Raw genomic sequence first — 12,169 nt, 5'->3', positions numbered from 1 at the left:
GATGCACACAACGATGCAGTCACTGGAAGGTTCACGCCAACGACACTTCATCGATGGCAAGTTCACCGAGCCGCATGGCGGCGAGTATCTGCAAAGCTTCGATCCGACCACGGGCAAGCCCTGGTATGAATTCGCACTGGGCGATGAAGTCGACGTGGACAGCGCCGTGCGCTCGGCACAAACGGCCTTTGCTAACCCGGCCTGGCGCCGCATGACACAGACCGAGCGCGGCAAACTGGTGCGCCGCCTCGGTGAACTGGTGCTCGAAAACGCCGATGCGCTCGCCGCCATCGAGTGTCGCGACAACGGCAAACTGCTCAAGGAAATGCGCGCCCAGATGCGCGCCATCCCGGATTCGTACTTCTACTTCGCCGGCATGGCCGACAAGCTGCAAGGCGACACGATTCCGGTGAACAAGCTCGACACCCTGAACTTCAACACGCGTGAGCCGCTCGGCGTCGTCGGGATGATCATCCCGTGGAATTCCCCGCTCATGATGCTGACCGGCACGCTTGCGCCGTGTCTCGCCATCGGCAACACCATCGTGGTCAAGCCATCCGAACACGCCACGGCGTCGACGCTGGCGCTCGCCGAACTGGTCATCCAGGCCGGCATTCCGCCCGGCGTGATGAACGTCGTGACCGGTGACGGCAGGAAAACCGGCGACACGCTGACCCAGCACCCGGGCATCGCCAAGTTCGTGTTCACCGGCAGCACCGTCACCGGCCGACGCATCGCGGGCAACGCTGCCCAGAATCTCGTGCCCTGCCAGATGGAACTCGGCGGCAAGTCGCCGCACGTCGTGTTCGGCGATGTCGATATCGAGCGCGCCGTCAACGGTGTGGTCTCGGGCGTGTTCGCAGCCGCCGGACAAACCTGCGTCGCCGGCTCGCGCTGCTTCGTCGAAGCCTCGGTCCACGACCGCTTTGTCGAGGCGCTCGTCGAGCGCACGAATCGCGTGCGCGTCGGCCATCCCACGCACGAAGACACCGACATCGGACCGCTTGCGCTTGCTGCCCAGCTCGACAAGGTGGAGACCTATGTCGCCTCCGGAATCCAGGAAGGCGCGAAGCTCGCCGCTGGCGGGCAACGCCCCGCGCGCAGCGACCTGGCAGGCGGCTGGTACTACGAACCCACCGTGCTGTCGGAGGCGCGCAACGACATGCGCTTCATGCAGGAGGAGATTTTCGGCCCGGTGGTCGGCGTGATGCCGTTCAGCGACGAGAAAGAGCTCATCGAGCTGGCCAACGCCACCCACTACGGCCTCGCGGCCGGCATCTGGACGCGGGACATCGATCGCGCGATGCGCTTCGCCCGGGACGTCGACGCGGGCACGGTGTGGATCAATACCTATCGCTCGGCTGCCTACATGTCGGCCAATGGCGGCATGAAACACAGCGGCTATGGACGTCGCGGCGGATTCGAAGTCATGCGCGAGTTCTCCCGCGTCAAGAACGTCGTCATCGATTACTCGGGTGCGATGCAGGACCCGTTCGTGATCCGCCTGCGTTGAACCATCGCCAACTGAATCCCGGAGATCAACGATGAAGTTCGCAGTTTCGCTCAGCATGGAACGCTTTTCGCCCGACGACTCGATGACACAGGCGAAGCAAAACCTGCTTCATCTGGCCCGCCTTGCCGACCAGGGCGGATTCGAGACGCTCTGGACTGCAGAGCATCACACGATCGAGTGCACGATATCGCCGAATCCGTTCATGACGCTCACGTGGCTGTCCCAGCACACCGAGCGGATCCGCCTCGGTACTGCCACGCTGGTCGCCCCCTACTGGTCGCCGATCCGGCTCGCCGGAGAAGCCGCCATGTGCGATCACCTGACCGGCGGCCGGCTCGACTTCGGCATCGCCCGCGGCGCGTATCAATACGAATTCGATCGCATGGCAGGCGGGATGCCCCAGCAGGAGGGCGTGGCCTATATGAAGGAGCTGGTGCCGGCCGTCAGGAAGCTCTGGGCAGGCGACTACGAGCACGACGGCCATTACTGGAAGTTTCCGCTGGCCACGTCCGTGCCGAAGCCGCTCCAGCAACCGCATCCGCCGATCTGGGTCGCCACGCGCGATCCGGGAAGTTTCGACTGGGCAGTGGGCATCGGCGCCAATATTCTGTCGACACCGCTGTCGGCTCCCGCGTCGGAAATCGCCGTGCTCGGCGAGAAGTTCCGCAAGGCGGTCGCCGACCATCCGGAACGCCCGCGCCCGCGCTTCATGATGCAACGGCGCACGTGCGTGTACGACCGCCCGCAGGATTGGGAAACGGCCGTTCGGCACAGCGTCGACTATGGCCGCTACTTCGAGAACCTGATGCAGAACATCGGCACCGTGCACAACGGCTTCCCGGAGGCCGTTCCGTACGAGGCGGTCGTCAATCGGGGCAGCTACGATCCCGCCGCCATCAGGGAGAACCTTATGTTCGGCACTCCGGACGAGATCATTCGCAAGCTGGAAGTCTACGAAGCGCAGGGCGTCGACCAGTTTTGCCTGGGGCTGTCGTTCAACCTGCCGTTCGAGCTGCAGGCAAGGACGCTTCGGCTGTTCATCGACGAAGTCATGCCGCACTTTGCCGGCCGCGAACGCGCCGAACGCCCCGCGGCGCTCGCCGTCGCCGGGCGCTGAGCCCGGAGGCCCTCGACATGAAGGATTTCCTCGACGATACGATTCAAGTCGGCGATGTCTCGCTGCATTACCGCCTGCAGGGGCGCGGACCGCGACAGCTCGTCTGCATTCACGGCGTCGGTTCCTACCTCGAGGCCTGGGACGATGTCGTCAGCCGGCTTGCCGACGAGTTTCGCGTATTGACGTTCGACCTGCGCGGACACGGGGCATCGTCCCGCGTGCGGGGGCGGTATGAGATCGACGATTTCGTCGGAGACGCCCTCGCGCTCGCCGATCACGTCGGCTTCGACCGGTTCCACCTGGCCGGCTTCTCGCTCGGCGGACTCATCGCGCAGCGCATGGCCCTGTCTCGCTCCGGGCGGCTGCAGCGGCTCGTGCTGCTCGCCACGGTGTCCGGGCGCACCCGCGAGGAACGCGAGCGTGTGCTCACTCGCCTCGCTGCGCTGCAAAACGGCGAGCGCGGGTCTCACTACGACGCATCGTTGTCGCGCTGGCTCACGGAGGACTTCCAGGCACGCAACCCGGAGCAGATCGCGTATCTGCGTCAACGCAACGCACAGAACGATCCTGATTGCTACGCCTCCGCGTATCGCGTGCTCGCCGAGACGGACTTCGGCGGATTCATCGATCAGATCCGCATGCCGACGCTGATCGTCACGGGGGAAGACGATCAAGGATCGAATCCGCGCATGGCGCAGTACATGCACGAATGCATCACCGGATCGCAACTGGAGATTCTGCCCGGCCTGCGTCACTCGATCCTCACGGAGGCGCCGGAGCGCGTGGCATCCCTGCTGCGGGCATTTCTCTCCAACGACGTCCCGGAGGCACGCGCATGATTCTCGAAGAGCGCATCTATCGCATCCGCAACGGCTGCATGGCGCGGTATCTGAAACTCGTCCGGGACAAGGGGCTGGAAATCCAGCAGCCGATCCTCGGACACCTGATCGGCTACTTCACCACCGAGATCGGCGTGCTGAGTCAGGTGACGCATCTGTGGGCCTACCCGAGCCTGGACGAGCGCGCCCGCCGCCGGCAGTGTCTGGCACAGGACTCCCGCTGGCAGTCGTTCCTTCCGCAACTCTCGGAACTCATCGAGCACGCGGAGAACCGCATCCTCGTGCCGACCGATTTTTCCCCAATGACCGCGTTTGCGCCGCTGTCCGGCGCGCATGAGGAGATTCGCCGTGACTGAACGTCTCCGCATCGAAAATTTGTACAAGGTTTTCTCCGACAAACCGGCGCCGGCGCTGGCCATGCTCAAGGCCGGCCGGCGCAAGTCGGACGTGCTCGAAGCGCTCGGCCAGGTCGTAGGGCTCGACGATGTCTCGCTCGGCGTGCCGTCCGGGGCGATCTACATGATCATGGGGCTGTCGGGCTCGGGAAAATCGACCCTCGCACGTTGCATCAATCGCCTGAACGAACCCAGCGCCGGGCGCATCCTGCTCGACGGTGACGATATCTGTGCGCTCGACGAGCCGGGACTTCGCGAAGTGCGGCGCAGTCGCATCTCGATGGTGTTCCAGCACTTCGCGTTGTTGCCGAATCGGCGCGTCATCGAAAACGTCGAGTTCGGCCTGAAACTGCGCGGCATGCCGGCCGCCGAGCGGCGTCGTCGCGCCGAAGAAGTGCTGTCGATCGTCGGGCTCGCGCGCTGGGCGTATCACATGCCGCAGGAATTGAGCGGCGGCATGCGTCAGCGCGTCGGTCTCGCACGTGCACTGGCAACCGAGGCCGACGTGCTGATCATGGACGAGGCGTTCAGCGCGCTCGACCCGCTGATCCGCACCGAAATGCAGGACGAGCTGCTGCGCCTGCAAAAGACGCTCAACAAAACCATCCTCTTCATCACCCACGATTTCCAGGAGGCGCTGCGGCTCGGTACGCGCATCGCCATCATGGCCGACGGCCGCCTCGTTCGCGAAGGCACGCCGCAGAACATCGTGATGGAACCCGGTAGCGACTACGTGGCCGCCTTCACGCGAGACGTGGATCGCGCCCGTCTGTTCGACGCGCGCTCGGTGATGACAGCGCTCGCGCCGTTGTGGCAGGGCCAGGGAAAGGTGGTCATGGCGTCGAACGCCGGCGCGGCCGGCTTTCTGCTGGATGCGCAGGCCCGTGTTCTCGGCACGCTGGACGGCGCCCAGGTCGCGAGCGCGTGCCGGGGTGAAGCCGTACCACAGGCGAACGGACAGTTCACCAGCGTGAGCGCGAGCATGCGGCTCATCGACGTCGCGGGCAGGTGCGGCGGCGAACATCCGATCGGTGTCACCGACGATGACGGCACGCTGATCGGCGTACTGGATGCGAAGCAGGTGCTCGCCCGAATTGGCGCCGGCATCGGCGCAGGAGCTCAACATGTTTAATGCCGACCAACTTGCGGTCTTCCCCTTCGATCAATGGATTCAGGAGGGCGTGCGATGGATGGCCATGCACATGCGGCCGCTCTTCCTGTTGATCAAATGGCCCGTGGAGCGGTTGCTCACGTTCAACGACGGCATCTTCCATGCCGTGCCCTTCCCCGTCATGGTGCTCATCGCGTTCCTGATCTTCTGGCGGCTGGCTAGCCTCGGTGTCGCCGTGTTCAGCGTGGTCGTGTCCGTCGTGATCGCGATGCTCGGCGTCTGGAGCGAAGCCATGACGACGCTGTCGCTGATCATGACCGCGATCCTGTTCTGCGCCCTCATCGGTATTCCGATCGGCGTATGGAGCGCGCGTAGCGAGCGGGTCTGGATGATCGTGCGTCCCCTGCTGGACATCATGCAGACAACGCCGACGTTCGTGTACCTCGTGCCCGTCGTGATGCTGTTCGGTGTGGGAAACGTGCCTGGCGAAGTCGCCGTGGTCACGGCCGCCATGCCGCCGCTGATCCGCTTCACGCATCTCGGCATCCGCATGGTGGAGCACGAGATCGTCGAGGCCGGGCTCGCATTCGGCGCCGACAAGCGGCAACTGCTGTGGGAAGTGCAACTGCCTCTCGCCATCCCGACCATCCTGGGTGGGCTGAACCAGACTGTGCTCACGGCAATGGTCATGTCCGTGGTCGTGGCCATGATCGGCGCCGAAGGCCTGGGGCTCGTGGTGCTCCAGGGGCTGGGACGGCTCGATGTCGGTCGCGCGGCCGTGGGCGGGATCGCCATTGTCCTGCTGGCCATGATGCTGGATCGCTTCACGCAGAAACTCGCCCGCACTCGAGCACGCAATCAGCATACGTTCCGTGCCGTGATGTCCCGCTTTTTCCGCGGCGGACGCGACGTGCCGCAAGCGAGTGGTGACCCAGAACGCGCGCTCTGATATTCGCGCCCGCCCAGCCCTTTTCGACGATGTTCATAGACGGCGCCCGTAGTGGCGCCCCTTCCACCCCACGGTCGTCAGGACCGTGAATACTCCGAAGGGACGAAATGAGAGAACTTCTGAAGTCTGCCGCAATGCTGGCAGTGTCGATGACGATGGCCATGACCGTGAACGCCCAGACGTTGCCGGGCAGCGGGAAAACGATCCGCTACGCGCAGAGCGATAGCTTCGGCGGCAACTATGTCGTCGCGCAGATCGTGAGCAAGGCGTTCAGGATGCTCGGCTACGACGTCAAGCTCAGCACGATGAATACGACGCTGTTCTTTCAGGCGGTTGCCCAGGGCGACGTCGACCTGGCGACCGACGTGAATTTCCCGCAGCGCGAACCGGGTTTCCGTGCCGTCGCCGATCAGGCGACGGTCGTGGGCTCGGGCCTGATCGCCGGAGACGGCATCAACGGCTATCTCATCGACAAGAAAACCGCGCTGGCCTACAACATCACCAGCCTCGAGCAACTGAAGGATCCGAAGATTGCCGCGCTCTTCGGCAAGGATGGCAAGGCGGAGCTGATCAGCTGCGATCCGGGCTGGAGTTGCGGCGACGTAGTGGATTATCAACTGGACAAGTTCGGTCTGAAGCAGACCGTCAAGTCCGTGCGTGGCAAGTATGAGGCGCTGATGGTCGAAGCCGTGACGAAAGTGAAGAGCGGCAAGCCAGCCTTCTTTTACGCCTGGAGTCCGTCGTGGGTGACCAATGCGCTGGTGCCCGGTGTAGACGTGGTCTGGCTCCCGACGCCGGCCGATGCGTTGCCGCCGAACGTTCCCAACAAGGGATCGGCTCTGGTCAAGAACGTCGAGGGATGCGCGGGCGGCGCCAACCCTTGCCACATGGCGATGGCATCGTGGAACTGGGGATCCGTCGCGAACAAGGAATTCATCGCGGCCAATCCGGGCGCCAGGGCGCTTATCGAACAGATTCGTTTTCCGGGTGCGACCTGGTCGCGCTGGGAAGCCATCATCAGCAAGGACGGCGGGTCGCCCGCGCTGGTGTCGAAGCTCTCGGACGAATGGGTCGCGGCGAACAAGGCGGAACTGGACCAATGGGTCGCCACGGCCAGGAAGGCTCACTGATGGAGGACATCATGAACAAGGCGCTTTTCGAAAAGGGGCTGGCCACTCGACGCGAGGTGCTGGGCGCCAGCTATGTCGATGCCGCCATGGCCAATGCCGACCCGTTCAACCTGCCCATGCAGGAACTGGTGACCCGGTATTGCTGGGGCGAGATATGGAACCGCGCCGGGCTCGATCGACGCACGCGCAGTCTCCTGAACCTGAGCATGCTGACTACGCTGAACCGCCCTCATGAACTCAAGCTGCATGTGAAAGGCGCCCTGACAAACGGCGTTACGCGCGACGAGATCTGCGAGGTGTTCCTCCAGGCCGCGATCTACGCGGGTGTTCCCGCAGCCATCGACAGCTTCCGTATCGCCAAAGCCGCATTCGCCGAAATCGACGAGATCACCGAAAAATCATAGGCAAGATGCACTCGTCAATCGCCGGCACGACCACCGCGAGGGTCGCCGGCGGAAGCTGGCTCCGGCCCGCCGCGGCGTCCGACAACGATGTCGAAAGCGCCGGTCGCGGCGCGCCCGTCGTGCAGAACGGCCCGAGAGCACGGAACATCGCCTGGCAGCGTGCTGGCTGAGACACGCCGATCTGCGCTTGTCCTCAAGCCAGCATCATCGCTGCCGATATCCAATTGTCTCCCCCGCAGCGGGATACCCCGATCTTCCGCCCTCGACCGTATGCTCCGATGAAGGACCCGACGATGACGACCAAAAGCATCAACCGACGCACTTTTCTCCTCGGAATGGGGGCATCGGGCCTACTCGCCGCATGCGGAGGCGGTTCGAGTTCGAATCCGGCGTCGGGATCGACGGCGTCGCCGTCCGTGCCGCAGTCGGGCGGCGGGCAATCCACCGCGAAGACGCCGCTGACGCTCGATCTCACGCAGACCGATCTGCCGGCCGGTACGGCCGTGTATGCCTACGTGATCGGCGAGACGAGTCTCGCCTCGGGCGTGACGCAGTACTGGGTGGACTCGACCGGCACGCCCCACGTGATGAGCGCCGCCGACAACACGATCGCCCCGAAGACGTTTCCCGGCTCGTCCGCGCTGCCCGGCAGCGAGGCCGCGGCGCTTGCCGGGACCTATCCGCTCGCATGGGCCGATTACAGCATCGCACTCACTGTCGGTTCGAGCGTCGTACTGGATCTGTCGAAGCTCAACGCGACGAGCATTCCGGGCCTCGGCACCGGGACGGCGGCGTTCAGCGGCCGCATTTATCTGTCCGTCGGCGTGCCGAAACTGCCGTTCACGGCGCTCAGCAGCAGCGCATACACGGCCCCGGTAACCGTCGACGGTCCCGGCTCACTCACTTTGTTCGACTGGATCGAATTCTCCTTCGACAGCGAAGGCAATTTCAATGGCAACACCACGCAGGTCGATCAGTTCGGCTTCCCGCTGTTGCTGAGCGGCACGCCGGGCGGCGCGCAGCAAGGTCGATACGATTCGTCGCGTCCGTCCATCCTCGAGGCGGTATCGAAGTTGCCCGCGGCGTTCTACCTGCCGCAGAGCGTGCCCGCGCCGTCCGCCTTTCCGGCGGGACTCGCGGTCAACGGCAGCGTCACCTTGCGCGCGCTGTCGCCCAAGAGCATCTCGGCGCAGAACCAGTACAGCGGCTCGCTGCTGACGTATTTCGATCAGACCATCGAGAACTGGTATCAGACCTGGGCCACCACGCCGCTGTCGGTTACCGATCTCGCAACGGGCACCTACACCGGCATCGTGCAATCCGGTGTCGGGCTGACGTTCTACGCCGGTTCGACGGCGAGCGGCACGGCCGCGTTCACGGTCGGCGGCGCGGGCACGCCCGGCATCTCCAGCTATGACGTCTGGCAGTGCGCGAACACGCTCGCGACCGGCAGCGCCGCCGCCAAGAACGTGCAGAAGATGCTGGCCGCCGCATTCAATCGCGGCGTGATGTCGAACACGCTCGCCGATGCGACCTGCAGGAACGACGCAGCCACCTTCTATCAGATCGCAAACCCGAACACGCTTGTCTTCAATCCGTGGGCGCAGTTGTTCCATCGACTCAGTTCCAACTCGCTCGCCTACGCCTTCCCCTACGACGACGTCTGCGACCAGAATCCGTCCATCGGGCTGACGGCGACGCAGTCGGTCACGATCACGCTCGGGAAGTTCTTCGGCTGAACTTCGGGTTCGCGGATGCTACGTCATCCGCGACGGGTTCCGTGCGCTCACGTCCATGTTTGTTTCATCGCGCCAGCCCCATGTTTCATTCGTAACCTGAAGCCGCTTTCCTGAAACGCGACCGTAACGGCGCGTCCGCAGAATACATCTCATGCGCTAAACGAAACGCGCCAACCAAACCGGAGAACACATCATGCCGATGCCGTGCTACCTCACCCTCGAAGGCCAAAATCAAGGCAAGATCGAAGGCTCGAACAAAGTCCAGGGTCACGAAGGAAAGATTCTCGTCCAGGCTGTCGATCACACCATCGAAATTCCGAAGAGCCCGCAAACCGGTCTGCCTACGGGCAAGCGCGTGCATGGCGCGATGACCATCACCAAGGAAATCGACAAGTCCTCGCCCAAGCTGTTTCAGGCGCTGACTTCGGGCGAGCAGATGAAAGACGTGTCGCTGGAGTTCTACCGCATCTCGCCGAAGGGCACGGAAGAGAAGTACTACACCGTGAAGCTGTCGAACGCAATCCTCACGAACATGAAGTCGTGGACGCCGAACGCGCTGGACCCGAACAACAAGCAATTGGGCCACATGGAAGATCTCGCCTTCACGTACGAGAAGATCACGTGGACGTACGAGCCGGACGGTATCGAAGCCGAAGATTCGTGGCTTGCGCCGAAGGCTTGATGTTGGGTTGATGAGAGCGGGCCGCCTCTTGATCGAGGTGGCTTTTTTTTCGTTCAGTCGCGGGCGCAGTCAGTCTTTGATTTCATGCCCCTTGCAGAATCTCACTGTGCTCCATCGATACTAGCAGCGCGACGAATTCCTGAAAACTGGATCCACGCCACCTGGCTTTGGCGAGCGCTTCAGAACCGATGCCTCAGGCCGGCCGTCGCTTGAAGCTGAGTGGTCGTGGAAGATGGATTGCTCACCCCGTTTATCCATGCCACGCCCAGCGGCGAACTACCGCTCGGGCTCACGCGCTGCCACGCCCCCTGAATATAGACATCGGTACGCCGCGAGAAGCGGTAATCGGCCATCGCGCTTACCTGGTTCCAATGGGGAATGCCGCCGCCTCCGTTTCCGCCCGCGCGCGAATAGGTGTATGCGCCTGAGAGTTCGACCATCGGCGTGAGCGCATAGCGAAAATTCCCCTCGAAGTTCTGAAAATTCGCGCTCAAGTTCGTCTGAAAAAAACGCGTGAGTTTGCTCTGCGTATATACGAAGCCCGCGACAGCCGGGCCGAACGAGTAGTTCACGCCTGCGCCCAGCGTCTTCTGGCTGTCGGCCAGTACACCGAGCGGCACGGCGCTCGCGGAAAGCACGCCCTGCAGCGACGAGGCGGTGGTATCGGTGACTGCGCCATTCGCGTTCAACTGGCCTGGCGTGCGTGCGGCGCTATTGAGCTGCAAGTAGCCGACACCGAAGTTCCACGGCCCACGGACATACGACATGCCGAAGCTAAAGGCACGATTGTTGGTGAATCCACCTGCCTGATTGGAAAATCCGTACAACGCACCCAGCCTGAAACCGGCGAATTCCGGACTCGTGTACTTCACCGAGTTGTTGATCTGAAATGAATCGTTCAGGTTGTCGATGTCGAACGGATGCGCGAAATGCGTTCCGCCGAATTCCGTGCCGGTCAAGGACAACGGCGCGACGAAGTCGACCATGCCATCGCTCTGACGGCCCAGCGTGACCGTGCCGTAATCGCGGCTAGACACGCCGACATAAGCACGGCGATTGAAGATGCGATTGTCCGACAAGGACTGCCCGTTACTCAGATTGAAACCGCTTTCCAGCGTGAAGATGGCCTTCAGACCCGCGCCCAGATCTTCGGCTCCGCGCAGACCCCATCGGCTGTCCTGGACAGCGCCGCTCGTCATCTGCCAGTTGCTGTGTCCGCCGCGCGAACCGGTGATCTCGTTGCTGGTGTATGTCAGGCCCGCATCGATCAGCCCATAGAGCGCGACGCTGCTTTGCGCCTGCGCCGCGCCGGCCAGCGAGATCATCGTGGCCGCCCCACTCAACAGCAACCTGTTCATTTGTCTGCTCCAGCCAATGCGCAGAGAAGACCTGCTCCCGGAAACGCGGCGTGTGCAAGGGTCAATGCTGAATAACGTGCAGTCATGCGAATCATCATCGGCAAGACGCGCGATGTTCTCTAACACTCTATGCGACTCCAGCAGAAACCGGCAACCTGCAAAAGCGATGAGTCGAACGTGGGGCTCGCGCAAGGCTGGGAAACAAGGCAACGAAACCATCGGCCCAAGCGCATGGTTCATCACGCGCGTGAACAACGGGCGCCGCTTTGTGCATCGAACATCCCTGAAAGATGACTACACTTGAAGCACTCTATTGCACCTCAGCCTGCCCATCTTCTTTCTCGTTCATACGCGCTGCCGAGCAAGCCAGCGCGCCGGTCCGCACGCACAGTTGGTGCGGGAATTTCAATACCCTTTTAATCAAAAGTCAGGAGACGATCATGCAAGCGGTATTAAGAGCCTATTCCGGAACGGGCGCCAAAGAGTTATTCGACGTATTGGAATCGCGCGCGGCGGAAGTCGAGGAGCTATTGCGTAGCGTCAGAGGATTTGTCGGCTACACGCTAGCCCGCAGCGACGATGGCGGATTTTCAGTGACTGTCTGCGACGACCAAGCGGGAGTCGACGAGAGCGTACAAAGGGCAAAGGACTGGATAGCGAAGAACGCCGGGAATACAGGTGCGGCCGCGCCGAAAGTATCGGCGGGCTCGGTCATCGTTCACCTGAAATAGCGCTTGCTCCGCAGCGGACACATGAAGAACCGCGGCGGCGTTGCTCCCGCCGCCAACCATAGCGGAAGAACGGCTATCTCTCGAACGCACGGGCGAGCTTGTCGATCTCAACGATATTCTGTTGCTGCTCATCTAGAGCCGGTGCCTGGTGGTGGCGCGGCACGCCCGAGCGCGTTTCCGTTACAGTGACGGCTCGGCACG

The 12,169-nt window shown here is 62.9% G+C and carries 12 protein-coding genes; 11 read left to right on the top strand and 1 reads right to left on the bottom strand.

Annotated features, from left to right (window positions below):
- Position 1: 1 nt before the first annotated feature.
- From AWB80_RS37340 to AWB80_RS37295, 10 genes are all read left to right on the top strand, one after another.
- Positions 2-1,513, top strand: coding sequence for an aldehyde dehydrogenase (locus AWB80_RS37340; RefSeq protein WP_061179661.1), 1,512 nt, complete (start codon positions 2-4; stop codon positions 1,511-1,513).
- 31 nt (positions 1,514-1,544) lie between these two features.
- Positions 1,545-2,630, top strand: coding sequence for an LLM class flavin-dependent oxidoreductase (locus AWB80_RS37335; RefSeq protein WP_061179647.1), 1,086 nt, complete (start codon positions 1,545-1,547; stop codon positions 2,628-2,630).
- 17 nt (positions 2,631-2,647) lie between these two features.
- On the top strand, positions 2,648-3,469 hold the full coding sequence (locus AWB80_RS37330) for an alpha/beta fold hydrolase (RefSeq protein WP_061179646.1): 822 nt from the start codon (positions 2,648-2,650) through the stop codon (positions 3,467-3,469).
- Positions 3,466-3,825: an NIPSNAP family protein gene (locus tag AWB80_RS37325; protein WP_061179645.1), complete on the top strand. Its 360-nt coding sequence runs from the start codon at positions 3,466-3,468 to the stop codon at positions 3,823-3,825. Before AWB80_RS37330 ends, AWB80_RS37325 begins: the two co-directional genes overlap by 4 nt.
- On the top strand, positions 3,818-4,996 hold the full coding sequence (locus AWB80_RS37320; protein WP_061179644.1) for a quaternary amine ABC transporter ATP-binding protein: 1,179 nt from the start codon (positions 3,818-3,820) through the stop codon (positions 4,994-4,996). Before AWB80_RS37325 ends, AWB80_RS37320 begins: the two co-directional genes overlap by 8 nt.
- Positions 4,989-5,924 carry an ABC transporter permease gene (locus AWB80_RS37315; RefSeq protein WP_061179660.1) on the top strand — a complete coding sequence of 312 codons (936 nt, stop codon included), beginning with the start codon at positions 4,989-4,991 and terminating at the stop codon, positions 5,922-5,924. Before AWB80_RS37320 ends, AWB80_RS37315 begins: the two co-directional genes overlap by 8 nt.
- A gap of 107 nt (positions 5,925-6,031) precedes the next feature.
- The gene (gene proX, locus AWB80_RS37310) at positions 6,032-7,054 is read left to right on the top strand and encodes a glycine betaine/L-proline ABC transporter substrate-binding protein ProX (RefSeq protein WP_061179643.1); all 1,023 of its coding nucleotides are present in this window, start codon (positions 6,032-6,034) and stop codon (positions 7,052-7,054) included.
- Between the two features lie 11 nt (positions 7,055-7,065).
- Positions 7,066-7,458 (top strand): carboxymuconolactone decarboxylase family protein, encoded by a 393-nt coding sequence (locus tag AWB80_RS37305; RefSeq protein WP_061179659.1) that lies wholly within the window; start codon positions 7,066-7,068, stop codon positions 7,456-7,458.
- Between the two features lie 293 nt (positions 7,459-7,751).
- Positions 7,752-9,197: a beta-1,3-glucanase family protein gene (locus AWB80_RS37300; RefSeq protein WP_061179658.1), complete on the top strand. Its 1,446-nt coding sequence runs from the start codon at positions 7,752-7,754 to the stop codon at positions 9,195-9,197.
- A 193-nt stretch (positions 9,198-9,390) separates the two neighbouring features.
- Positions 9,391-9,879, top strand: a complete 489-nt coding sequence (locus AWB80_RS37295; protein ID WP_061179642.1) for an Hcp family type VI secretion system effector — start codon at positions 9,391-9,393, stop codon at positions 9,877-9,879.
- A 179-nt stretch (positions 9,880-10,058) separates the two neighbouring features.
- Here AWB80_RS37295 and AWB80_RS37290 read toward each other — a convergent pair whose 3' ends face one another.
- A complete protein-coding gene (locus tag AWB80_RS37290) occupies positions 10,059-11,237 on the bottom strand; it encodes a porin (RefSeq protein ID WP_061179641.1) in 1,179 nt (392 codons plus the stop codon).
- A gap of 440 nt (positions 11,238-11,677) precedes the next feature.
- On the opposite strand from AWB80_RS37290, the gene AWB80_RS37285 reads away from it, so the two are divergent.
- Positions 11,678-11,968 carry a hypothetical protein gene (locus AWB80_RS37285; RefSeq protein WP_061179640.1) on the top strand — a complete coding sequence of 97 codons (291 nt, stop codon included), beginning with the start codon at positions 11,678-11,680 and terminating at the stop codon, positions 11,966-11,968.
- Positions 11,969-12,169: the final 201 nt, after the last annotated feature.

This window comes from Caballeronia pedi, assembly GCF_001544915.2.
Lineage (GTDB): Bacteria > Pseudomonadota > Gammaproteobacteria > Burkholderiales > Burkholderiaceae > Caballeronia > Caballeronia pedi.
The sequence above is the reverse complement of the archived record's forward strand: the minus strand, read 5'-3'. Positions and strand labels throughout refer to the sequence as shown.